The following is a 22,370-nucleotide window of genomic DNA, read 5'->3' on the forward strand; positions in this document are numbered from 1 at the left end:
CGGCCGGGGACACCCGTATGATTCGCAGCATGACCGCTTTCGCCCGCACCGACGGGCATCTCGACGGCGTCGACCTCGCCTGGGAAATCCGCTCGGTGAACCACCGTTACCTGGAAATCTCCCCACGCCTGCCCGAAGCCGTACGGACACTGGAGGGCATCGTCCGTGAGCGCTGCCGCAGCCGCCTGGCCCGAGGCAAGCTGGATTTGACCCTGCGCTATCAGGAAGACGAAGCGGATCCCAATCTGGAGCTCAACGAAGCGCTGGTGAAACGGATCTCCGAAGCAGCTCGCCGGGTGGGCGATCTGGTGATGCACCCCGGGCAGATCGACCCCTTGGAAGTGCTGCGCTTCCCAGGTGTGCTGAAAACCACCCGGGTGGACCCGGAAGCCCTGCAAAACAAAGCCGTGGAGCTGCTCGACGAAGCACTGGACAGCCTGTTGGCCACGCGCGAACGGGAGGGGGAACAATTGGCCAAACTGGTGCTGGACCGCCTGACCCTGATCGGCGAGCAAGTCGTCATCGTCCGCGCCGCCCTGCCCCGCATTCGCGACCACCTGCGCGAACGGCTGCGGCAGCGGGTCGAGGACGTGCTGGAAACCGCTGACAACGACCGTCTGGAACAGGAAGTGGTGCTGGCCGCCCAGAAAATGGATGTGGACGAGGAACTGGATCGCCTGGAGGCCCATGTGAAGGAAGTCCGCCGGGTGGTGGAAAAGGGTGGCCAGGCGGGCCGCCGTCTGGATTTCCTGATGCAGGAACTTAATCGCGAAGCCAACACCCTGGCGTCAAAATCCATCGACGCCGAAACCACCGCCGCCGCCGTCGAACTCAAGGTCCTGATTGAGCAGATGCGGGAGCAGGTGCAGAATATCGAATAGCGTCCCCTGGCGTCGGGGAGCGGCTTGCTAGTATGCTCCTTGGTTCTTCTCCGCACCTCCCGGCTGGCAAAACATGAATTGCAGCAAGACAATACATTCGATCACCGCCCTGCTGCTCAGCTTTTTGATGCTGAGCAGCATCGTGGCAGGTGCCATTGAGGTACCCTACTCGGTGAATGTTGATGCATCATGCCTGATCCATGTTTCCGCTGGTGAACAGCGTGCTGAAACGGTAGAAATCCACACCTCGGATTGTGAGCGTCACCAGTGCTGCCTGCCCCATGGCACAAGCGCCACCCTCACCCATCCACCGTTGTCGGTCAGTCAGGGTTCCGCAGCTAAATGGCGTTTCCCTGCCCATGCACATGCTCCCTCCCTGGCCATTCGCCCTCCTGTGCCACCTCCCAACAGCAACGGTTTGATCTGATTTCAGCTCGGCGATCTTCGCCGTAATCCGTTTCTGGGAGATTGAAATGAAAAGCCGAACCCCTGGCTGGCGCCTCGCCGTGTCGGCCATGTTGTGCCTGGCTGTGCCCGGCCTGCTCATCGCCGAAACCCCGGCCGTATCGCCAGGCACCGCCCTACCCCTGCAAGCCGTACTGACCCTTGCCCTGGAACAAAACCCTGGACTCACCGCCTATCCCTACCGGCTCAGGGCCGCCGATGCGGCGGTGCTGCAGTCGGGCCTCAGGCCCCAGCCCGAATTGTCGTTGGAAGTGGAAAACATCGCCGGAAAGGCGCCTCTGAATGGCGTGGAAGGGGCCCAGATTACCGTTGCGCTCAGTCAGTTGATTGAGCTTGGCAACAAGCGCGAGTCGCGCAATGACGTGGCCAGCCGCGCACTCGACACGGAACAGCAGGGCTATGCCATCGCCCGACTCGAGGTGCTGGGCGAAGCGGTGACGCGTTACATTGCCCTGGCACGACATGAAGAAGAGCTGGCACTGGCAAAACGCACGCTTGCCCTGGCCGAAAAGGCGGAAGGCGCCGCCCGCCGCCGCGTGCGCGCCGGCGCGGCCCCGGAGGCGGATCTGACCCGAATGACACTTGCTACCCGTCATGCGGATATTGCCTTCCGCCGTGCGCAGATGGAGCGCCGTCGTGCCAGTCAGCAACTGGCTGCGCTCTGGGGTCAGCAGGGCGCCGATCAACTGCACCCAGCCACGGCGTTGCGGCCGCTACCCACCCTGGCACCACTGGACGAGATCATGAATCGGCTGGAGCACGCGCCGGACCTGCTCAGGCTGGCAAGCGAAACCCGTTTGCATGGGGCACAGAGCCGGCTCGCCAGCGCCCGGGGGAGCCGTGACGTCACCGTGTCCGTCGGTGCTCGCCACGACCGGGAGGGAGATAACAACACCCTGGTGCTGGGCGTCTCCGTTCCGCTGAATTTGAAAAACCCCAATCGCGGTAATATTGCCCGTGCTGAATCCCAGCTTGCAGCCAGCGAAGCGCGGCTGCGGGCCCGCCGGATTGAACTGATGGCCACGCTGGAATCGCTTTACCGCTCGCTGGAGCTGTTGCGTGAGGAACTTGCCCTTATCGAGGAAACCGCCCTCCCCTTGGCCAGACAGCTGTATGCCGGTATCGAAAGCGGCTACCGCACCGGTAGATACAGCCTGCTTGAACTGATCAATGCCCAGCAGGAACAGCTGACACTCGAACACCGGGCCATTGATCTGGCCGCCCAGTTTCATCTGCAACGCAACGAACTGGAACGCCTCACCGGCCTGCCATTTTCCCGGGTCGGCAACCAGGAGGACACTCCATGAGAATGCTTGCCCCCTTGTCTCTTACCTGTCTTTTGACACTCTCCCTGCCAGCGCTTGCGGGCGGAAGCCATGGTCATGAAGAAGACCAACATAGCCCCCATGAAGAAACTATCACAGGCCCTCATGGTGGCCTGTTGCTGGAAGAAGACGAGATAACCGTCGAGATACTGAAATCCGAGCAGGGCGGCCTGGCCACCATGCAGGCATGGGTCACCCGCGCCGGGAAAGCGGTTAACGAGCTGGCACTGTCAGCCACACTGACACGACTGGGCGGAGACCAGGAGACGGTCAGGTTCCGCCACGAAGGCTCACACTGGCTTGGCCAGCAGAAAATTCGACCTCCCCACTCCTTCGATATCAGCCTTGAGCTGATGCTCGGCGGGCAGCGCCATGAGTGGCAGTGGGAATCGTACGAGGGACGCGCCGAGATTTCAGAGGCCGCGGCAAAAAAAGCCGGCATCGTCAGCCAGGAAGCCAGCGGCGGCGCCATCGACACCGAGATTCAGGCCTACGGACGACTGACCATTCCACCCGAGCGGCGGGCCACTCTTCACGCGCGCTTCCCCGGCCTGGTCACCTCGGTGAAAACCTCGCTGGGCGACGCCGTCACCAAGGGCGATGTACTGGCCGTCGTCGAATCCAATGACAGCCTGCGTGCCTACAGCCTGCGCGCCCCTTTCGATGGCGTGATTCAACAGCGCCATGCCAATGCGGGCGAAGTTACCGGCCAAGAGGCATTGTTTACACTCATCAACACCGACACCCTGTGGGCGGAACTGACCCTGTTCCCGCAACAACGTGGCGCCGTACAAGCCGGCCAGCCCGTCACCCTGCAGTCTGGTGAGCGACAGTTTGAAAGCCGGATTACCAGCCTGACACCCTCCTCCCGCGATGCCCCGGTCGCCACCGTTATTGCCCGGGTGGCCGTGGACAATGGGGATGACAGCCTGGTGCCTGGCGATCTTGTGGATGCCCGTATCGTCATCGCCAGCGAGCAGGTTCCGCTCCGTGTCGATAACCGTGCCCTGCAGGAAATGAACGGCAGTACCGTGGTCTTCCTTCACGCAGGGAATGCCTATGAAAGCCGTACAGTCACGCTTGGCCGGCGGGACAACCGGTTCAGCGAAGTGCTCGACGGACTCAAGCCGGGTGATCACTACGTCGTCGAGAACAGTTACCTGATCAAGGCCGACATTCTCAAAGCGGGCGCGGCCCACCACCACTAAGGAGAACGCAAGATGATTGATGCCATCGTGCGTTTCTCCATTGAGAGACGCCTTCTGGTGCTGACCCTGGTCCTCGGACTGATTGGCCTGGGCATCTGGAGTTATCAGCGCCTTCCCATAGACGCGGTGCCGGATATCACCAATGTCCAGGTGCAGATCAATACCGAGGCACCGGGTTACTCCCCCCTGGAAGCAGAACAGCGGGTCACCTTTCCGGTGGAGACGGCCCTGTACGGGTTGCCCAGGCTGGACTACACACGCTCGATTTCCCGCTACGGGTTATCGCAGGTCACCGTGGTGTTCAAGGAAGGCACCGACATCTACTTTGCCCGTAACCTGGTCAACGAGCGGTTGAGCGCCATCAAGGGCGCCTTGCCGGATGGTCTGGAACCGGCCATGGGGCCCATGGCCACCGGACTCGGGGAGATATTTCTCTACAGCGTGGAAGCGGAACCCGGTGCCCGCCAACCGGACGGCGGCAAATACGATGCCATTGCCCTACGCGAAATCCAGGACTGGATCATCAAGCCACAACTGGCCCAGGTCCCCGGGGTCGCGGAGGTGAATGGCATTGGCGGCTACGACAAGCAATACCACGTCATGCCCTCACCCAAGCGGCTGCTGCAATTCGGCATCACCCTGGAACAGCTCTCCACCGCATTGCGCAACAACAACAGCAATCGGGGCGCGGGCTACATCGAACGCAACGGCGAGCAACTACTGGTAAGAACACCGGGGCAACTGAAAACCATCCACGACATTGAGAATGTGGTCATCACCGTTCAGGACAGCGCGCCGATCAGGGTCAAGGACGTGGCCACGGTGGCCATCGGCAAGGAGCTGCGCACTGGCGCCTCGACCCGGGATGGCCGTGAAACCATTCTGGGCACGGTCATGATGCTGATGGGGGAAAACGCCAATCAGGTAGCCCGGGATGTGGCCGAGCGGCTGGAAGCGGTGAAGTCCTCCCTGCCCGACGGCATCAAGGTGGAAGCAGTCTATGACCGTACCACTCTGGTGGAAAAGACCATCGCCACCGTTCGCACCAACCTGCTGGAAGGGGCGTTGCTCGTCATTGCCGTGCTCTTTCTACTACTGGGTAACCTGCGTGCGGCGCTGATTACCGCCGCCGTGATCCCCCTGTCCATGCTGGCGACGATCAGTGGCATGGTCAAAATCGGGGTTTCCGCCAACCTGATGAGTCTGGGCGCGCTGGACTTCGGCCTGATCGTGGATGGCGCGGTGATCATCGTTGAAAACTGTACTCGCCGGTTGTCCCTGGCCCAAAGCCGGCACCGGGCTGTTCTGCCGCTGCGTGAGCGACTTCAGCTGGTCTACGAGGCCACCACCGAAGTTATTCGGCCCAGCCTGTTTGGTGTCGCGATCATCACCATCGTGTACATCCCCATCTTCAGCCTCACGGGTGTGGAAGGGAAAATGTTCCACCCGATGGCCGCGACCGTGATCATGGCCCTGCTCGCGGCCATGCTGTTTTCCCTCACCCTGGTACCAGCAGCGGTCGCCGTTTTCATGGGCGGCAAGGTCAGCGAGAAGGAAAGCCCCATCATCCGGTCCGCCAAATCTCTCTATCGCCCGGTGCTGGAACAAGCCCTGGCCCTGCGTCATATCCTGATCGCGATCGCCCTGCTGCTGGTGCTGTTCTGTGGCTGGCTGATGACTACTCTGGGATCGGAATTCATTCCGCAACTGGATGAGGGCGACATCGCCATGCACGCCCTTCGCATTCCCGGCACCGGCATCGAACAATCCGTCGATATGCAAAAGATGCTGGACGAACGCCTGAAGGATTTCGAGGAAATCGACAAAATGGTATCCCGCATTGGTACACCGGAAGTGGCCAACGATCCCATGCCACCCAATGTGTCGGATAATTTCCTGATCCTTAAACCCCGCGAGCAATGGCCTGCCCCCTCCAAGAGCAAGGAGGAGCTGATACGGGAACTGTCCGCGGCCGTCACGGAAGTCCCAGGCAACAATTTCGAGTTTACTCAGCCTATTGAAATGCGTTTCAACGAGCTGATCTCCGGTGTGCGGGCAGACCTGGGTATCAAGGTGCTTGGTGACGACCTGGATACGCTGCTGAAAACCGCCAATGCCATCATGGCCGAGGTACAGGCCATTCCGGGCGCAGCCGATGTTCGCGTCGAGCAAGTGACCGGCCAGCCCATGCTGTCCATCGTTCCCGACCGCGGAGCACTCGGGCGTTACGGCATCACGGTGGACGACGTCCAGCACCTGGTCGCCACGGGTATTGGCGGGGAGCAAGTCGGATTGATTTATGAAGGCGACCGCCGCTTCAAGCTGATGGTGCGCCTGCCCGAGTCCCTTCGTCAGGACGTTGATCGCCTGCGGACGCTTCCCGTGTCACTGCCGACCGGCGGCTACATTCCGCTGAACGAAGTCGCTCGCCTGGAAATCAAACCGGCCCCGGCCCAGATCAGCCGGGAAAATGGCAAACGCAGGGTAGTAGTCACCGCCAACGTGCGCGACCGGGATCTGGGCGGTTTCGTGGAGGCCGCACAACAGCGCATCAACCAGCGAGTCGATCTGCCCAGCGGGTATTGGCTGGATTTCGGCGGCACCTTTGAACAGCTGGAATCCGCCAGCCAGCGGCTGATGCTGGTGGTGCCGGTAACTCTGGCCATCATTATCGGCCTGCTGATCATGGCCTTCGGCTCAGTGAAAGATTCGCTGATCATTTTCACCGGGGTGCCGCTGGCACTGACCGGCGGCGTTCTGGCCCTGTGGCTGCGGGGGATGCCTCTGTCCATTTCCGCCGGAGTCGGTTTTATTGCCCTGTCCGGCGTGGCGGTGCTCAACGGCCTGCTGATGGTGGCCTTTATCCGTGATCTCTGGCATCAGAGCGGAGATCTGCGCCATGCCGTCATCGAAGGCGCGCTGATCCGCTTGCGGCCGGTGCTCATGACCGCACTGGTTGCCAGCCTGGGCTTTGTACCCATGGCACTGAACACAGGCACCGGCGCGGAAGTCCAGCGTCCGCTGGCAACAGTGGTCATCGGTGGCATCCTTTCCTCAACCCTGTTGACACTTCTGGTATTGCCCGTGCTTTACCACTGGCTGCACAGGGGTCATGAAAAGGCGTGAATTAAACGGCATACATGTGAACACAGGACAATACGCCCTGTGTTCGCCGGCTCTCCGGGGGTTTTCTTTTTCGAGACCAACAGCGCCCTAACCGTCCATCCTGTTCTCTTCCCTCAACTCAGCAAGTTGGCGGGTAATCAATTCCCCAACACGACGGCTCACCCCGAAGTCTCCAGCAACCGAAGCGAAATCAGAAAGTACCTCCACGATTTCGGCAATATCCTGTCGTGCCTGCTCCCATTTGCCATAGCCCGCACGCTCCGCCAATGTCTGAATAGCTTTCAATGACGGACTTTTACCGAAGCCGGCATAGGCGGTAGCGTGCTCCTGGAACGGATGAGGGCTGAAGGTCACGTCATAGAAAGGCGCCGGCGCCCACTCGCCAGCATCATCCTGAAGAAAAGCCCAGTTCTTGCTGTGGTCATCCTGATTACAGGCGAACAGGTTGAACATGGCCCGGCGGAACTGAAGTTTACCCACCGCCGGCGACCGGCAAAGGTGACGGCTGGCCTTGATCAGGTCTTCGTAGTCCAGGCTCGGCGTCCGGAAATCCGCATCCAGCAGGCCGCAGGCACTGTGCATGTGAAGGCGTCCGGCCTTTTGCGGGTGACTCACCCAGTCAAACCGCTTCACCCCAAGCCAGGCACGGGCCCCGCTTTGCTCCGGCGCATCGAACAGACGCCACTGCGGCGGCTGCAGTCCCAATTTTCCGGCCAGGTGCAGATAAGCGGCTTCACAAAGCCCCTCCTCATGGCCCAGTGGCAGATTCCGCGAGGTGAACTTGACCAGCCAGGCCTCATCCCCGGGCCTTGCCATTGTGTGGCAGCGATTCGGCTCATCCGGGGAGATAAACAGCTGCGCCTTGGGCCTGGCACCGCCGGAACTTCCGGCAGCCACCAAATCCGCCAGCACATCCTCCGTCTGATCATCGAAAAAGGCCTGCGCCTCCATACCCAGAGTCGCCAGATCGATCTCCCCTGTCGATGCGACTTGATATTCAGAGGTGGGAGCAAATGACAAAGCGCCCATCCCAGAGGCACCAACAAATGCCAAACGATCCATGGCGCTGATCTGGGCAGGGAGAACCCCATGCTGGCGGAACACGCGATCCTGCAACAGAGCCCCCCAGCCGTCGGGCAGACTGTCCGCGAAAAGACCATGCAGACCCATGTGTGGTGTTCTGGGTGCCATCAGCAGTTCCGTGGTTGCCTTTAACCCAAACGGCGAAAGGTTGCCGAATCGCCCCAGATAGTCGGCATCGTACTGAAAGAACACACCCTGCCGGTTCTGCGCCAACGCCCCCACGGTTACCGCCTGTCCGGTTGCCAGCGTACGTGTCACCATCAGCTTGCGAACCGGTTTAAAGGTCATCCTTCAATACCTCATCGATACTGGAGGGCATCCCGGCTTCCCCAGGGGAATGACGGGTTAACGCATACAGGCGGCGCAGATCATCCAGGCTCTGCCAGAGAAACAGCAGCTGCCGGAACGAGATCTGCCCGGTGAGTTCGAATTTCTTGATGGTGGAGGCCGGCACTCCACTCCGCTCGGCCAGGGCATCGCGAGACAGCTTGGCCTGCTTGCGCAAACGCCGCAGGTGAGCAACAAAGGCTTGCTGTACATCGATGTCATCGAGCAAAGAGATCATCTTCCGCCAAAAATGGACATTACTGTATCCAATGATGACACAATCAGAGAATAATAGATATTATGATAGCCAAAAGATTCGCCAGCAGGGCTGGCTCCCACAGCGGCTTAGGGTCGCCCTGCTGTGGAAGAGGTTTACTTGGCTTTGTCGCGCGGGTAACACCTACGCTACCAGAAATTTAGAATATCGAGTAACCGGAGCCGCTATGGCCGAGCATGCCATCACCGTTTTCCTGGCCTTCTTCGCGATCATGAACCCGATCGCCAATACCGCGGTGTTCGCCGGTCTTGCCGGGGATAAGAGCAAGGCCGAGCAACGGCACATCGCCACCAAGGCGCTGATCATCACGTTCGTGATCATTCTGTTGTTCGCGGCGCTGGGCAAATCCATTTTCGATCTGTTCGGCATCACTCTGCCAGCGCTCAGGATCACCGGAGGAATATTGGTCTTCCTGGTTGGTTACCACATGCTTCAGGGCAGCAATTCCAAGCTCCATACGGAACCGGACGACGGCGACTCGGATATTGCCGTCTCCCCTCTGGCGGTCCCGCTGCTGGCGGGTCCAGGCACCATCGCCACGGCGATGAACTATTCCGCCTCCGGCGGCTGGGCGGCCATCATCATCACCTGCCTGGTCTTTTTGGCGCTTTGCCTGATCACCTTCATCTGTTTTTTGTTCAGCGCGCGAATCATCGCCGTCATCGGCCAGAACGGCCTGAGTATCGTGACGCGCCTGATGGGGCTGATCCTGGCGGTGATCGGCACACAAATGCTGATCGCCGGCATCCAGGGCGCGGTGCATTTCACCTCTTCCGGTTAACTACCCAGGCCGCCGCGAGCGGCACGCTCAACCAAACCTTTCCGGCAGGAACAGAATCAGATCCGGCACACCCATCAACAGCAACAACACCACGGCGTCCATCATCAGGAACCAGAACACGCCCTTGAAGATGGCGCTGGTGGATACCAGGTCACCGACCACGCTCTTTATCACGAAGATGTTCATGCCCACCGGCGGCGTCACCATGCCCACTTCCAACAGTTTGGTCAGCACCACGCCGAACCAGATCAGACTGAGGCCGGCGCTGTCGATGATCGGCAGGACGATGGGCAGGGTCAGCAGCATGGCGCCGATAGGTTCCAGAAACATGCCCAGCAAAAGATAAACGCAGACAATAATCAGCAGAATCGCCACGGTGTCGGCGCCGGCATTCAGCACCAGCGAGGAAAGATAGTCGCCGGCGCCGGATAAGGACAAGAAGCGGGTCAGCAGGCTGGCGCCCATGGCGATAATCAGCAGGGCGCCGGTGGTCAGCAGGGTTTCTTGTATCGCCGCGCGAAAGCGGCTCCAGGTCAGGGTACGTTTGCACAGCGCCACGATACAGGACAGCGCGGCGCCTACCGCACCGGCCTCCGTGGGCGTGAACAATCCGGCGAACATGCCACCGAAGATGCCCACCATGATCAGCAGGATCGGCCAGATATCCCACAGCGCCGCCACCTTTTCTTTCAGTGACACTCGCGAATCGGTACGCGGCGCCAGCGACGGATCCAGCTTCACACGTAGCATCACCACCGCGATGTAACCCGCCACGGTAATCAGGCCGGCGGCGATCCCACCCAGAAACAATTTGCTGATCGACTGCTGAGCGATGATGCCGTAGAGGATCATGATGATCGATGGCGGTAGCAAAGCACCGACGGTGCCGGCGATGGAAACCGTGCTGGTCGCCAATCCCGAATTGTATTTCTGGTCAACCATCTCCGGCACGGCAACGCGCCCCATAGCGGCGGAGCAGGCCACGGAGGAACCGCATACCGCGGCAAAGCCGGTGGTTCCGAAAATGGAGGCCACCGCCAGGCCGCCCGGCACCGAGGACAGCCACAGCCGCGCGGCCCTGAATAATCCCTGAGTCAGTTGGGCGTGGAAACAGACGTAGCCGAGCAAAAGAAACATGGGTACCGAACTGAGCACCCAGTTGGCGGAGAACTGATAGGGGATCAGCCCCAACGATCCCCAGGCGATGCCCCACCCCATCAGGTACCACAACCCACCGAAAGAGACGCCGATAAGCGCGATGCCCACCGGCATGCGCAAGGCGATCAGCGCGAACAACACCACCAGGCCACCAAGGCCAATCTGGGCTTCGGTCATGCCGATTCCCCCGTGGCGCGGTGGGTACCATTCGGCCTCCGCGCGTCATCGGCGCTCCGCTGCTGCCCGGGTCCGTCGAACCCGGATTCGCCGCCGATGACATAGATCAGGAATTTGTAGAGCAGCGTCAGCACCATAAGCCCCAGCCCGATGGGCAGAACAAAATAGCCCGGCCAAATGATGATGGAAGTGCCGCCTTCCACCAGGGCCGCTCCCATCTGATAACGGGACACCGCTTCTATTCCGGTTTTCACCGTCATGAAGCCGAGGATGATCGCCGACAGCAGGATCAGCCAATGGGCCAGATGGAACTGGAGCCGTTGTGGCAGCCGTTCGCTCACCACTTCCACGCTGATATGGGCGCCCAGCTTTTCCGCGTAAGCCAGGGGCAGAAAAGCGGCGACGATCATGTAGTAGTTGGACACATAGGTGATGGTGCCGGGAATCGGTGTTGAAAAAAGATAACGCAGCAATACGTCCAGGCTGATGTGGATCATCATCAAAGCAATGGCGAGCCCGCCCACCAGCGTCGTCATGTCCGTCACCCCGGAGAGATAACGCCCCAACCGATACATAGTCTTTCCTCGAGAACCGGGAATACGAAGTGAAAGCCGGTGATACCTTTTAACGGCTGGGTTCGATGACCACGGTGGCGTTGCCCACGGTGGTGGCCTCCCCACGTTGATTGGTGATCCTGAGATCCAGGGTAACGATGTCTCCATCAACGCCGGTCACTTCGCCGGTGGTGCTCAGCACGTCACCCACATAGGCGGCACGGCGATTGCTGTAAGCGAATGCTGTCAGGGTCCCGTTCCCGCCCAGCCACTCGTAGACCATTTGGGTCAGCCAGTCACCTTGCAGAGGACCATCGATCAACAGTTGCGGATGCCCTTCAGCTTCCTGGGTGTAGGGCAGATCATAGTGAATGCGGTGAGGGTTCCAGATGGCGGCGTTGTACAGAAAAAGCTGAACGGTATCCGCATGCCAGTTCCGCCCGGTTAATTTTTCGCCGGCCTCAATACGCTTTTTCATCATCGTTGTCACCTCGCAATCCGGGTCAGACGTTCGGTAACCACCGGTTCGCCATCACGGGTTTCAAATCGGTTTTCGAATACCAGGAAAAGCAACGGCCCCTCGGCCCCGGTCTTCTCAAACACCTCAACGAATTTCTGCCGGCAAACCAGGGTATCCCCGGCGTAAACCTTGCGGTGTATCTGGTATTCACTACCGCCGGCCATGATGCGGTTAAGCGGCAATGGCGGCATCAGGCCGCTGTCCGGTTGGCGGCCGTCCGGCAACAGCCGGTCCAGCGGTACCACTGGCATCATTGCCGCGAACAGGTAAAGCAGTGGGGCCTCGTCACCACTGAGGTAACGCTCAAGCCGCTGGCCTGTGGCCACGGCGTACTTCTTCAGGTCACCACGGGAGATTTCAAACTCAAAAGGCGGAAGCTCGGCACCGACATGGTTCTTGAGTTCCTCGGTAAGCACAGTCATGACGCACCTCGGTCAGGTTGGTGTAAACCGGGCGGCCAGGCCGCCCGTATCGGATCAGAGGCCGTGCTTGGAGACGTCCACTTTGGAGAAGATCTCATTCCAGTACAGGTCGACGAGCTGTTGCTCACTGTCCACGTCCTGGACCAGACCGGCCCACTTCTCCAATAGTTCGCGGAAATCCGCGATCATCTCCTGACCTCGACTGACGTTGTAACGTTTTTGATAGTCCGTGGCGATGAAATCCATGTCCTTCTCGATAAAAGCATTGGTCTTCGCCACCAGGTCCGGGTCGGCGTGATGAATCTTGACGCCGCGTTGTTCCGCTTCCGACAGGATACGGTCTTCATGCTGGTGGTAGATCCAGGGAATACCGGCGGTGAACGCGCTGGCGGCACGCAGCATCCGCGTTCTCTGTTGCGGAGAAAGCGACTTCCAGGTGTCGGCGTTGATATTGGTACCGGCTACCGGCATCGGGCCACCGGGCACATCCATGTTGATGTCGGTCACCACATCCGCGAGCCCGAAATTATGAATCTCCGGTGAAGCCAATACGATGCAACCCACGACGCCTTGACTCAACGCCTCATACATTTCATTGGCGGACATGGTCACCGGAGAGGCACCCACCGCCTCGGTCCAGCGTGACCAGTTAGCGGCCCCGACTCTAAGACGCATGCCACTGAGGTCCGCCGCACTTTCCACTGGCCGGTTGCATACCAATCCGTAGGAAGAGCCGCCGGTGCTCCCGGTGTACACCTGATTCTGTTTGGCGAACTCCTGGTTGCATTCCGGACAGTGGAAAAAAGTAAACTCGGAGAGCGCGCCCATGAAGACCATGCCTTCCTTGCCGCGCACCTTGTCACCCAGCAGACCCAGCAACATGGACGATTCCACCGCCACGTTGCTGTGCGGAAATTCGGCGGGGAAATAGGACGTCAGCACAAAGCCGATATCCGCCATGCCGTCCCGCAGACCACCGGACGTCTCGGCGAAATTCAGCAAGGACATGGGAAAGACACGGACCTTCAAATCACCTTCGGTCAGTTCACTGACGGATTCCGCATACTGCTTTGCCACGTCCACGACAAAAGAACTGGGAGGATGGCCAATGGCGTAACGCAGGGTTCTGGCCTCGACGGAGAGCGCGGCCACCCCACTGAGCATGGCCAGCGCCACAATCACTAAGCGTTTCATAGTGTGGTTTCCTTTGTTATTTAATAATTAATGGGAACGGCGTCAGATCACGCCGTTCCGTTTGAGGGATTCGAATTCGTCATCATCCTTGCCCAGCCAGTCCCGATAAATCCGCTCGTTGTGTTCACCTACTTCCGGTGCCGCCGCGTTCATTTCTCGGGTGCCGCCGGACAGCTTCACCGGATTGCCGAACACCTCGAAATCCACGCCCCGGTATTGCACCGGGATCACCATGTCGCGTAACCGCACATGAGGGTCCGCCACCACTTCGTCAATGCTCTTGATCGGTGACAACGGGAAACGGGCGCCGGTCATTTCTTCCAGTTCCGCCTTGGTATGACGGCCGCACCATTGTTCCACCAGCGGTTTCACCCGACGCTCATAGACGTCCTGATCAAAGCGCTTGGCCATGGTGTTGATTTCCGGGTCATCGAGGAGGTGCTCGTCACCGAAGACAATGCAGGCCTCGCGCCAGAATTTGTCGGTGTAGGCGCCAAAGAACACATAGCCGTCCTTACAGGCGTATCGGCCATAGGGCTTGACGAAAGGATGCCCATTACCTTCGGGCACCGTGATCTTGCCGGATGCGGTGTAGGTCACCAGCGCGTTCTCGGTGAGCGAGATAATGGAATCCTGCTGGGAAATATCCACGCGCTGACCGATGCCGGTTTGTTCCGCCTGACGCAGGGCCCCCAAAGTGCCGATGGCGCCGTACAGGGCCGCGCTCAGATCACCCAGCACGGTGCCCACCCGCATCGGTTCTTCCACCGTACCGTTCATGGACCACAGTCCGCCGGTGGCCTGGGCGCTGCTATCAAACGCCGGGCGCGGCGAGTTCGGACCGGTCTGCCCAAAGCCGCTGATGCAGGTGAGAATAATGGCGGGATTGGTCTCCGCCAGAACGTCGTAGCCCAATCCCAGTTTATCCAGTGTGCCGGGACGGAAGTTCTCGATGACGATGTGGGCCCTGGCCACCATTTGCAGAAAGGTCTCACGGCCTTCCGCTTTCTTCAGATCCAGACTCACCGCCATTTTGTTTCTGTTGTACTGAGCGAAGAAACCGCTGATCGCCGCGCCATCCTGATCCATCAAAGGCGGAAATTCCCTCGTCAGGTCCGGGTCCTGGGGGTGCTCGATCTTGATCACCGTCGCCCCCATGTCAGCCAGTAACATGGCGCAATAGGGACCGGCCACGACCCGGGTCAGATCGAGGATGACAATGCCCTTGAGCGGACCTTCTGATGCAACGGGAATATCGGTTTGATGGGTCATGGGACCTCCTCGTCTTGTTGTCATTCTGATGCTCGCCGGCGGCGCCGCTCATCGGCGCCACCAGCGAGCTGATCATAGACGCTGCCTCACTCGCTTTGTCGCTTCTCTCTCAGCAAGGCTTCCGCGTGATCGGCGCCCACATCCCGGGCGATGACCATCCGCTCCACCACATAAGCAACCTCCTCGCCACGTGCGCCGGCCAACAGCGCTATATTGCGAGCGTGCAGAGCCATATGGCCGCGCTGAATGCCTTCCGTCGCCAGCGCGCGCAGCGCTCCCAGGTTCTGTGCCAGCCCCACCGCCACCGCCACTTCCGCCAACTCCTGGGCACTGGATACGCCCAGAATCTTCAACGCCAGCCGTGCCAGCGGGTGCGTTTTGGTGGCGCCGCCCACCAACCCCACTGGCATTGGCATTTCAATGGTGCCCACCAGGGCGCCCTCGCGGTCTTTTTCCCAGGTGGTGAGGGAGCCGTAATGGCCATCGCGGCAGGCATAGGCATGGGCGCCCGCTTCCACCGCGCGCCAGTCGTTACCGGTGGCGACGATCAAAGGGTCGATGCCATTCATGATGCCTTTGTTGTGGGTGGCCGCCCGGTACGGATCCACGGCGGCGAACGCGTAGGCATCGATAATACGCTCGATTACGTCCTCACCTTTGTAGTCCGCGGTGTCCAGATGCTCCGGTGCAATGCGCACCTGGGCACGGGAGAGCCGCAGATCGGCGAGGTTGGAGAGAATCCGCAGCCGCACCGTGCCACCGGTGATCTCTTCCATCAGCGGCGCCACGGCCTCGGCCATGGTGTTCACGGTATTGGCTCCCATGGCGTCCCGCACATCGACCAACAGATGGGCCACCACCATCGGCCCGCGCGGACTGTCGGCGAAGGTATGGATGTCCAGATCACGGCAGCCGCCACCGAGCTGATTAAGGAGCTGATCCTTGCTGTTGGCCAGATCGAGGATGCGCTGCTTGTGACGCAGCAGGCTGAGACGGGCGTTGACCGGATCGGAAACACCGATGATCTGGATCTGTGCGCGCATCAATGGGGTACTGGAGGATGTCAGAAAGCCGCCCGCCGGACGTGCCAGCTTTGCCATGAAGGACGCCGCCGCCACCACCGAGGGCTCTTCCACGGCCATGGGCACCAGCACCTCCTTGCCGTTAACGAGAAAGTTTCCGGCAATCGCCAAGGGCAGCTCGAACTTGGCGATGACGTTCTCAATCATGCCATCGGCGATTTCCAACGGCAGAGCTCCGACGTTGCGCAGCAGATCCAGCTCATCATCGGATAGGGCCAACTGGGATTGCAGATGATCCAATCGCTCGGCGGGGGAAAGATTACGAAAACCGGGAAGCAGGGAGCTGTAGCTCACGGGTCACCTCTGTGACGTCGTTGTTGTTAGGTGGGCGGCGTTTGGTTGACGGAGTCGGATACGCCGGATTGACCGTTACGATAGCTTCACCTGTACCCATCAAAAAGGTACAGTTACGGCAAACAGTCTCCCCCAGCCCCGTACAACAACAACGGAATTTCCCGTGGCCCTTCCCCTGCACCGCCAAACGCTGGCCCAGCGGGTCGCCGCCAGCATCGCCGAGCAGATCGCCGAGGGCGCGCTGCGCCAGGGCGACAAGCTCCCCTCCCTGCGCGAGTACACTCGTCTGCATGGCCATTCCAAGAACACCGTGATCACCGCCTACGAGTACCTCGCCGCGGAAGGGCTTATCGAGGCCAGACATGGCAAGGGCTTTTTTGTCTGCGCGCCACCGGAGAACAGTGACGACACCGGCCCCGAACCACCGCCTTACGCACGCGCTCTGGACACCATCTGGATGATGCGTCAGCAGTTCGTGCGCGAGCCTGGACATTCCCATTTGGGCGAAGGGTTTCCGCCGGTGGAATGGCTGATGGATATGCGCCTGGACAAGTTCAGCCGCCAAGTGGTGCGCAGCGGCGTGGCCACACTGTTCCGTTACGGCGACCGACTGGGCAATATCAATTTGCGACAGCAACTGGTCAGAAAACTGGCCGGCTACGGCATCAGCACCACCATAGCGCAGATCGCCACGACCTTCGGCGCCAACCACGGCATGGACTTGGTGATCCGGCGGTTCGTCAAACCCGGAGATGCGGTGCTGGTGGAAAGTCCGGGTTATTACCCGCTGTTCGGCAAGTTGCAGCTTCAGGGCGCGCGCATGCTGCCGGTTACCCGCCAGGTGGACGGGCCCGACACCGAACAGCTGGCCCGGCTGCTGGCCAGAGAGAAGCCGCGCTTGTTCTTCATGCAGTCCGCCGGCCATAACCCCACCGGCACCGATCTTTCCACCGCCAAGGCGGAACGGATTCTGGCGCTGGCCAGACGCCATAATCTGATCGTGGTGGAAAACGATGCCATGGCGGATTTCAAACTCAGTTCCTGCACAAAACTGGCGGCCTTGGATCAACTCAAACGCACCCTTTATATCGGCAGCTTCTCCAAACCGGTTTCAGCGGCACTGCGGGTCGGTTTCATCGCCGGCGAGGAAGGGCTGATCAGTGAACTGGCGGACGTGAAAATGCTGTTGCACACCAGCGGTGCCGAGTATTCGGAAAGGCTGGTCAATATTATCCTGCGCGAAGGTCACTACCTGAGACATCTGGCGCGTCTGCAGAAACGGCTCAGGGAAGCCACCGAGCTAGGTTTGGCGGTACTCGATGAGCTCGGCGCGGAAGTGTTCCACCGCCCGGATCAGAGTCTCTATGTCTGGGCCCGCTTCCCCGGTATCGACGATGCCAATGAACTGACCCGGCGCTGTCTGGACAAAGGGGTGATGCTGGCACCGGGCTCGATCTTTTCCGTCGACAGAACAAAAATCGTGCCCTGGACCCGCCTCAACGTGGCTTACCTGGACGACCCGGCGTTCCGGGCCGCCCTGCTCGACGGCCTGTAGTCGCTAAAACCGCACGACGTTCCTTCACGCCGGTCAATCGAAGTTCTTCAGCGCCACCGCCAGCACCGCGAAGGTATCCCCCATGGCAACTCTGGCGGGGTGGCGGCGGCCGATCAGAATGCCGCTCACTGGCGCCCGGTATTCCACCGGCGCGGCACCGGTGCGCTCCATACTGTAGATTCTGGCGATCAGGTCACCGGCGCGGATTTCGTCTCCGAGGCCGACGCAAAACTCCAGCAATCCGGCGTTTTCGCTTTGCAGATAGTGGTCGTTATCGGGGATCTCCAGCATTCTGCTGGCGGATACCGGCGGATGCGGTTCTCCAGCCAGGACACCGGCGTAGCGAAGGACGTTCTCGACACCCCGCTCCGCCAGCGCCACGCTCTCCGGCGTGGACGTGCCGCCACCGCGCAGTTCGGTGCTGATAAAGACCTTGCCCTGATTCTCGACCACGGTGTCGAACAGCGCCGCGCCCTCCAGTTCCGACATCAACAGCGTGTTGGGCGCGCCAAAGGCAAGAGCGCCTTCCAGACAACGGCGGGCCAGATCCTGGTCCGGCAACCGGTGGGTGGCGGCGAACGGCAGCAAATCCAGGGTGCGGCCGCCGGAATGAATATCCAGCACCACGTCGCTCAAAGGCACCAGATAACGGGTGAAGTAATCGGCGATACGCTCGGTCAGCGTGCCGCACGGGTCACCGGGGAAGGCTCGATTGAGATTGCCTTTATCGATGGGTGAGGTCCGGGTGCCATTCAGCGCCGCCGGATGGTTCATCATCGGCACGATGATGACACGGCCGGCGATGTCCCTGGCTCGCAGCCGGTTGGCCAGTTTGATCAGGGCGGTGATCCCCTCGTATTCGTCGCCGTGATTACCTCCGGTGAGCAGCACCGTCGGCCCAGCGCCATTGCGCACCACGGCGATGGGGATCATCAGGCAGCCCCAGGCGGAATCATCGTGGGAGTGCGGCAGCTTGAGAAATCCATGCTGCACCCCATCGCGGTGATAGTCCACGGTAGTGCTGATCGGGCTGTCTGGCAGATGCGACATAGGTTCTCCTCGTCCCGGGCGCCCATGACGGGCCACCGGCTTTGCTCCTATAATGCCCGTTTTCGCGGCAAGTCCGGCAGGGGTACCCATTGCCTCCGATCCTACCCGCGTCCCGAGAAACAGGAATATACGTTATGGCCGACATTGGCACCCTGTACATCGTTTCCGCACCCTCCGGCGCCGGCAAGACTTCTCTGGTGGCGGCTCTGGTGGAAAAGCTGCCGCGTCTGAGGATTTCCATTTCCCACACCACCCGCGACCGCCGCGACGGCGAAACCGATGGTGTGAACTACCACTTCATCAAACGCGAATCATTCGTCAGGCTGGTGGAGCAGGGCCGGTTTCTGGAACACGCCGAGGTGTTCGGCAACCTCTATGGCACCAGCGCCGACTGGGTTTCCGACACCCTGCGCAACGGCGAAGACGTAATTCTGGAGATCGACTGGCAGGGCGCCGCCCAGGTCCGCCGGCAGATGCCGGAGGCGGTCAGCATCTTCATTCTGCCGCCATGCCTGAAGACGCTGGAGCAGCGTCTGCGCAGCCGCGCCTCCGATGACGACGAGGTGATCCGCAAGCGCCTGGCCGGGGCCCGGGAGGAGATGAGCCACTATGGCGAATTCGATTATCTGGTGGTCAACGACAACTTCGAACGCGCCCTGCATGAGCTGGCCGCCATTGTCGAGGCCCGCCGGTTGACCACCCACCGCCAGGCGGTGCGCCAGGCGGCGGTACTGGCGGACTTGTTGTCCGATAGCGAAACCCGGTAAAATCCCCGCCCTTATGTCTGGTCGATTGAGACCAACCGGAGGAGAACACCGTGGCCCGTGTAACCGTAGAAGATTGCCTGGAAAAGCTGGACAACCGCTTTGAGCTGGTACTGGTATCCAGCCGGCGCGCCCGTCAGCTGCAGACCGGCGGCAAAGAGCCGCGGGTGGCCTGGGAGAACGACAAGCCCACCGTGGTGGCCCTGCGCGAAATCGCCGATGGTCACGTGACCGGCGAAAGCCTGGATGCCGCCGCCCTGGAACACGACAGCGAGGTCGATGACCTGGCGCTGCTGACCCGTTCCTTCGGCGAATAACGCCGCTGCTCCGGCCGGGCACAGCCCCGGCCGCGCCTTTCTCTTTGCCCCCGGTCTTTGCCCGCTTTTTCATAGTCTCCGCCTATCAAGGCAAAAAGCTTTGCCTTTTCAATGACTCACGGCAATAACGTAGACAAATTGTCGCGGCAAACCTTAAGCTAGGACTGTATACCGCATACCGCGATGATCAGCGCGGATGCATGACGCGTCCTTTGCATACATGGATTCGCCCTGGCGGCGTGATGAGAGCCCTTGTCCACCATCCATAACCTGGAAAAACGTTTGCGCAGCTACCTGACGGACGAGCAGATCGCCCCGGTGGTGCGCGCCTACTATTTCGCCGAGACCGCCCACGAGGGCCAGTATCGACGGACCGGGGACCCATACATCACGCATCCGCTGGCGGTGGCCAACATTCTCACCGATATGCACATGGACCACGCCTCTCTGATGGCGGCCATGCTGCACGATGTGATCGAGGATACCGGCGTCTCCAAGGAACAGCTGGCGACGGAATTCAGCGAGGAGGTGGCGGAACTGGTCGACGGCGTCTCGAAAATCGCCCAGATCAAGTTCGAGTCCAAAGCGGAGCAGCAGGCGGAAAATCTGCGCAAGATGATTCTGGCGATGACGCGGGACATCCGCGTGATCCTGGTGAAACTCGCCGACCGTCTGCACAACATGCGCACGCTGCATGTGATGAACCCCGACAAACGCCGCCGTATCGCCACCGAAACCCTGGAGATCTACGCGCCAATCGCCTTCCGCCTGGGCATGTACAACATGCGCGTGGAGTACGAGGACCTGGCCTTCCACGCCATCCATCCGATGCGGGCCCGGCTGATCGGTCAGGCGGTGCGCTCCGCCCGGGGCAACCGCAAGGAGATCCTCTCGTCGATCAAGACCAGCATCGAACACTGCCTGCAGCAGGAAGGCATCGAGGCCCGGGTGCTGGGGCGTGAGAAGCACCTTTACAGCATCTACAACAAGATGAAAGAGCAGCACAAACCGTTCTCGGAAATCATGGACGTGTTTGGCTTCCGCATCATCGTCGACCGCGTGGACACCTGCTACCGGGTGCTCGGCGCGGTGCACAACTACTTCATTCCCATCCCGGGCCGGTTCAAGGACTACGTGGCCATTCCCAAGGCCAACGGCTACCAGTCCCTGCATACCACTCTGAAGGCCCACTCCGGGATTCCGCTGGAAATCCAGATCCGCACCGAGGAAATGGAAGCGATGGCCAACAACGGCATCGCCGCCCACTGGCTGTACAAGACCGAGGAGAAACCTGGCTCGCCGACCCACACCCGGGCACAATCCTGGATGCAGCGGCTGCTGGAGATGCAGCAGAAAGCCGGTAACTCGATGGAGTTCATCGAGAACGTCAAAGTGGACCTTTTCCCCGACGAAGCCTACGTGTTCACGCCCAAAGGCGACATCAAGGAGCTCCCCGCCGGCGCCACTCCGGTGGACTTCGCCTACGCCGTGCACACCAAGGTGGGCAACCGTTGCGTGGCGGCCCGGGTGGACGGCAAGCTGGCGGCGCTGTCCACGCCGCTGGAGTCCGGGCAAACGGTGAAGATCATCACCGCCCCCAACGCCACCCCCAATCCGGCCTGGCTCAACTTCGTCGTCACCGGCAAGGCCCGCTCCAACATTCGCCACTTCCTCAAGCAGCAGCGGCGGGAAGACGCCCGGGAACTGGGACAACGCCTGTTGGACAAGGCCCTGGCGGGCTACGAGAGCAGCCTTGAGCATCTGCCGGAAACGGTGATCCGCGCCGAGCTGGACAGCAACGATCAGCACAGCCTGGACGAGCTGCTGGAAGACATCGGCATGGGCAACCGGCTGGCGCCGCTGGTGGCCCGCAAGATGATGGGCAACCATGGTGAGGCCCGGCAGGAAGAGGACGACCGGCGGCCGCTGGCGATCCGTGGCAGCGAAGGCCTGATGGTGACCTACGCCAAGTGCTGCTACCCGCTACCCGGCGATACCATCCTCGGGCATCTCAGTGCCGGACGGGGCATCGTGGTGCATCGCGATACCTGCAAGAATCTGCTGGCGGAGATGCGCAACGCGCCGGAAAAATGCATCGCTCTGAGCTGGGAGCGGGAGGCGGAGCAAGAATTCACCGCTGGCCTGCGCATTGAACTGGTCAACAAGCGCGGCGTCCTCGCCACTCTGGCCAACAGCGTCACCGAGCAGGGCTCCAACATCGATACCATCGACATGTCCGACAAGGACCCCACGCTATCCCTTCTCAATGTCACTCTCACGGTGAAGGACCGCATCCACCTGGCGCGCATTATTAAACGCCTGCGTGTGCTGGATAACATCGTTCGCATTCAGCGTCTGTAAGGCTTTTCCCGCAGGCCCAACTACGCAACCGCTGTAGGAGCTTGCCTGCAAGCGAATATTATAAACCGCCTGAGTGAGCCCCATTCGCTTGCAGGCAAGCTTGTATGTTGGCGTGGCAAGTCGATAGTAGGCAGAGAGACTTGTCGGGGTGGCGGGACCTAGGCAGCTTCTGACCCC

General features: G+C 60.6%; 20 protein-coding genes. 10 read left to right on the top strand and 10 right to left on the bottom strand.

The window, feature by feature from the left end; genetic code table 11:
* The first annotated feature begins 17 nt into the window (after nucleotides 1-17).
* From CRO06_RS17860 to CRO06_RS17880, 5 genes are all read left to right on the top strand, one after another.
* Complete coding sequence (locus CRO06_RS17860; protein ID WP_097059039.1) at nucleotides 18-881, top strand: YicC/YloC family endoribonuclease; 864 nt, start codon at nucleotides 18-20, stop codon at nucleotides 879-881.
* Between the two features lie 73 nt (nucleotides 882-954).
* On the top strand, nucleotides 955-1,308 hold the full coding sequence (locus CRO06_RS19975; protein WP_143247763.1) for a hypothetical protein: 354 nt from the start codon (nucleotides 955-957) through the stop codon (nucleotides 1,306-1,308).
* A gap of 46 nt (nucleotides 1,309-1,354) precedes the next feature.
* Nucleotides 1,355-2,653 carry a TolC family protein gene (locus CRO06_RS17870; protein ID WP_097059041.1) on the top strand — a complete coding sequence of 433 codons (1,299 nt, stop codon included), beginning with the start codon at nucleotides 1,355-1,357 and terminating at the stop codon, nucleotides 2,651-2,653.
* Nucleotides 2,650-3,879 carry an efflux RND transporter periplasmic adaptor subunit gene (locus tag CRO06_RS17875; protein ID WP_097059042.1) on the top strand — a complete coding sequence of 410 codons (1,230 nt, stop codon included), beginning with the start codon at nucleotides 2,650-2,652 and terminating at the stop codon, nucleotides 3,877-3,879. The genes CRO06_RS17870 and CRO06_RS17875 overlap by 4 nt, the downstream gene beginning before the upstream one ends.
* A 12-nt stretch (nucleotides 3,880-3,891) precedes the next feature.
* Nucleotides 3,892-7,005, top strand: a complete 3,114-nt coding sequence (locus CRO06_RS17880) for an efflux RND transporter permease subunit (protein WP_097059043.1) — start codon at nucleotides 3,892-3,894, stop codon at nucleotides 7,003-7,005.
* A gap of 87 nt (nucleotides 7,006-7,092) precedes the next feature.
* On the opposite strand, the gene CRO06_RS17885 is transcribed toward CRO06_RS17880, so the two are convergent.
* Both CRO06_RS17885 and CRO06_RS17890 read right to left on the bottom strand, forming a co-directional pair.
* Nucleotides 7,093-8,376, bottom strand: coding sequence for a type II toxin-antitoxin system HipA family toxin (locus tag CRO06_RS17885; protein WP_097059044.1), 1,284 nt, complete (start codon nucleotides 8,374-8,376; stop codon nucleotides 7,093-7,095).
* Nucleotides 8,366-8,653 carry a helix-turn-helix domain-containing protein gene (locus tag CRO06_RS17890; RefSeq protein ID WP_097059045.1) on the bottom strand — a complete coding sequence of 96 codons (288 nt, stop codon included), beginning with the start codon at nucleotides 8,651-8,653 and terminating at the stop codon, nucleotides 8,366-8,368. The genes CRO06_RS17885 and CRO06_RS17890 overlap by 11 nt, the downstream gene beginning before the upstream one ends.
* Before the next feature lie 205 nt (nucleotides 8,654-8,858).
* Here CRO06_RS17890 and CRO06_RS17895 point away from each other — a divergent pair, with 205 nt between their 5' ends.
* The gene (locus CRO06_RS17895) at nucleotides 8,859-9,473 is read left to right on the top strand and encodes a MarC family protein (protein ID WP_097059046.1); all 615 of its coding nucleotides are present in this window, start codon (nucleotides 8,859-8,861) and stop codon (nucleotides 9,471-9,473) included.
* Between the two features lie 27 nt (nucleotides 9,474-9,500).
* Here the strand turns inward: CRO06_RS17895 and CRO06_RS17900 are convergent, their stop codons facing one another.
* The 7 genes from CRO06_RS17900 to CRO06_RS17930 form a co-directional block, all read right to left on the bottom strand.
* Nucleotides 9,501-10,808 (bottom strand): TRAP transporter large permease, encoded by a 1,308-nt coding sequence (locus CRO06_RS17900; protein WP_097059047.1) that lies wholly within the window; start codon nucleotides 10,806-10,808, stop codon nucleotides 9,501-9,503.
* Nucleotides 10,805-11,383, bottom strand: coding sequence for a TRAP transporter small permease (locus CRO06_RS17905; RefSeq protein ID WP_097059048.1), 579 nt, complete (start codon nucleotides 11,381-11,383; stop codon nucleotides 10,805-10,807). Before CRO06_RS17905 ends, CRO06_RS17900 begins: the two co-directional genes overlap by 4 nt.
* Before the next feature lie 49 nt (nucleotides 11,384-11,432).
* Nucleotides 11,433-11,843 (bottom strand): hotdog family protein, encoded by a 411-nt coding sequence (locus tag CRO06_RS17910; RefSeq protein ID WP_097059049.1) that lies wholly within the window; start codon nucleotides 11,841-11,843, stop codon nucleotides 11,433-11,435.
* A gap of 5 nt (nucleotides 11,844-11,848) precedes the next feature.
* On the bottom strand, nucleotides 11,849-12,304 hold the full coding sequence (locus CRO06_RS17915; RefSeq protein ID WP_097059050.1) for an FAS1-like dehydratase domain-containing protein: 456 nt from the start codon (nucleotides 12,302-12,304) through the stop codon (nucleotides 11,849-11,851).
* Nucleotides 12,305-12,358: 54 nt separating this feature from the next.
* A complete protein-coding gene (locus CRO06_RS17920) occupies nucleotides 12,359-13,498 on the bottom strand; it encodes a C4-dicarboxylate TRAP transporter substrate-binding protein (protein ID WP_097059051.1) in 1,140 nt (379 codons plus the stop codon).
* A gap of 42 nt (nucleotides 13,499-13,540) precedes the next feature.
* Nucleotides 13,541-14,770, bottom strand: coding sequence for a CaiB/BaiF CoA transferase family protein (locus CRO06_RS17925; RefSeq protein WP_097059052.1), 1,230 nt, complete (start codon nucleotides 14,768-14,770; stop codon nucleotides 13,541-13,543).
* An 86-nt stretch (nucleotides 14,771-14,856) separates the two neighbouring features.
* Entirely contained in the window at nucleotides 14,857-16,146 is a 1,290-nt protein-coding gene (locus CRO06_RS17930; protein WP_097059053.1) for a hydroxymethylglutaryl-CoA reductase, degradative, read from the bottom strand.
* Between the two features lie 163 nt (nucleotides 16,147-16,309).
* Here CRO06_RS17930 and CRO06_RS17935 point away from each other — a divergent pair, with 163 nt between their 5' ends.
* Nucleotides 16,310-17,701 (top strand): aminotransferase-like domain-containing protein, encoded by a 1,392-nt coding sequence (locus CRO06_RS17935; RefSeq protein ID WP_218839902.1) that lies wholly within the window; start codon nucleotides 16,310-16,312, stop codon nucleotides 17,699-17,701.
* Between the two features lie 33 nt (nucleotides 17,702-17,734).
* On the opposite strand, the gene doeB is transcribed toward CRO06_RS17935, so the two are convergent.
* On the bottom strand, nucleotides 17,735-18,751 hold the full coding sequence (gene doeB / locus CRO06_RS17940; protein WP_179746649.1) for a N(2)-acetyl-L-2,4-diaminobutanoate deacetylase DoeB: 1,017 nt from the start codon (nucleotides 18,749-18,751) through the stop codon (nucleotides 17,735-17,737).
* 134 nt (nucleotides 18,752-18,885) lie between these two features.
* On the opposite strand from doeB, the gene gmk reads away from it, so the two are divergent.
* The 3 genes from gmk (at nucleotide 18,886) to spoT (ending at nucleotide 22,193) form a co-directional block, all read left to right on the top strand.
* On the top strand, nucleotides 18,886-19,518 hold the full coding sequence (gene gmk / locus CRO06_RS17945; protein WP_097059054.1) for a guanylate kinase: 633 nt from the start codon (nucleotides 18,886-18,888) through the stop codon (nucleotides 19,516-19,518).
* A 50-nt stretch (nucleotides 19,519-19,568) separates the two neighbouring features.
* On the top strand, nucleotides 19,569-19,832 hold the full coding sequence (rpoZ, locus tag CRO06_RS17950; protein WP_014992535.1) for a DNA-directed RNA polymerase subunit omega: 264 nt from the start codon (nucleotides 19,569-19,571) through the stop codon (nucleotides 19,830-19,832).
* Nucleotides 19,833-20,084: 252 nt separating this feature from the next.
* On the top strand, nucleotides 20,085-22,193 hold the full coding sequence (gene spoT / locus CRO06_RS17955; protein ID WP_097059055.1) for a bifunctional GTP diphosphokinase/guanosine-3',5'-bis pyrophosphate 3'-pyrophosphohydrolase: 2,109 nt from the start codon (nucleotides 20,085-20,087) through the stop codon (nucleotides 22,191-22,193).
* The last annotated feature ends 177 nt before the right edge of the window (nucleotides 22,194-22,370 follow it).

Source organism: Alloalcanivorax xenomutans (assembly GCF_900217905.1).
GTDB classification, from domain to species: domain Bacteria; phylum Pseudomonadota; class Gammaproteobacteria; order Pseudomonadales; family Alcanivoracaceae; genus Alloalcanivorax; species Alloalcanivorax xenomutans.

What these genes read in the sequence shown, in the direction of transcription:
- CRO06_RS17860 (WP_097059039.1), top strand. Translation starts at nt 18, where the DNA reads ATGATTCGCAGCATGACCGCTTTCGCCCGCACCGACGGGCATCTCGAC.
- CRO06_RS19975 (WP_143247763.1), top strand. Translation starts at nt 955, where the DNA reads ATGAATTGCAGCAAGACAATACATTCGATCACCGCCCTGCTGCTCAGC.
- CRO06_RS17870 (WP_097059041.1), top strand. Translation starts at nt 1,355, where the DNA reads ATGAAAAGCCGAACCCCTGGCTGGCGCCTCGCCGTGTCGGCCATGTTG.
- CRO06_RS17875 (WP_097059042.1), top strand. Translation starts at nt 2,650, where the DNA reads ATGAGAATGCTTGCCCCCTTGTCTCTTACCTGTCTTTTGACACTCTCC.
- CRO06_RS17880 (WP_097059043.1), top strand. Translation starts at nt 3,892, where the DNA reads ATGATTGATGCCATCGTGCGTTTCTCCATTGAGAGACGCCTTCTGGTG.
- CRO06_RS17885 (WP_097059044.1), bottom strand. Translation starts at nt 8,376, where the DNA reads ATGACCTTTAAACCGGTTCGCAAGCTGATGGTGACACGTACGCTGGCA.
- CRO06_RS17890 (WP_097059045.1), bottom strand. Translation starts at nt 8,653, where the DNA reads ATGATCTCTTTGCTCGATGACATCGATGTACAGCAAGCCTTTGTTGCT.
- CRO06_RS17895 (WP_097059046.1), top strand. Translation starts at nt 8,859, where the DNA reads ATGGCCGAGCATGCCATCACCGTTTTCCTGGCCTTCTTCGCGATCATG.
- CRO06_RS17900 (WP_097059047.1), bottom strand. Translation starts at nt 10,808, where the DNA reads ATGACCGAAGCCCAGATTGGCCTTGGTGGCCTGGTGGTGTTGTTCGCG.
- CRO06_RS17905 (WP_097059048.1), bottom strand. Translation starts at nt 11,383, where the DNA reads ATGTATCGGTTGGGGCGTTATCTCTCCGGGGTGACGGACATGACGACG.
- CRO06_RS17910 (WP_097059049.1), bottom strand. Translation starts at nt 11,843, where the DNA reads ATGATGAAAAAGCGTATTGAGGCCGGCGAAAAATTAACCGGGCGGAAC.
- CRO06_RS17915 (WP_097059050.1), bottom strand. Translation starts at nt 12,304, where the DNA reads ATGACTGTGCTTACCGAGGAACTCAAGAACCATGTCGGTGCCGAGCTT.
- CRO06_RS17920 (WP_097059051.1), bottom strand. Translation starts at nt 13,498, where the DNA reads ATGAAACGCTTAGTGATTGTGGCGCTGGCCATGCTCAGTGGGGTGGCC.
- CRO06_RS17925 (WP_097059052.1), bottom strand. Translation starts at nt 14,770, where the DNA reads ATGACCCATCAAACCGATATTCCCGTTGCATCAGAAGGTCCGCTCAAG.
- doeB (WP_179746649.1), bottom strand. Translation starts at nt 18,751, where the DNA reads ATGTCGCATCTGCCAGACAGCCCGATCAGCACTACCGTGGACTATCAC.
- gmk (WP_097059054.1), top strand. Translation starts at nt 18,886, where the DNA reads ATGGCCGACATTGGCACCCTGTACATCGTTTCCGCACCCTCCGGCGCC.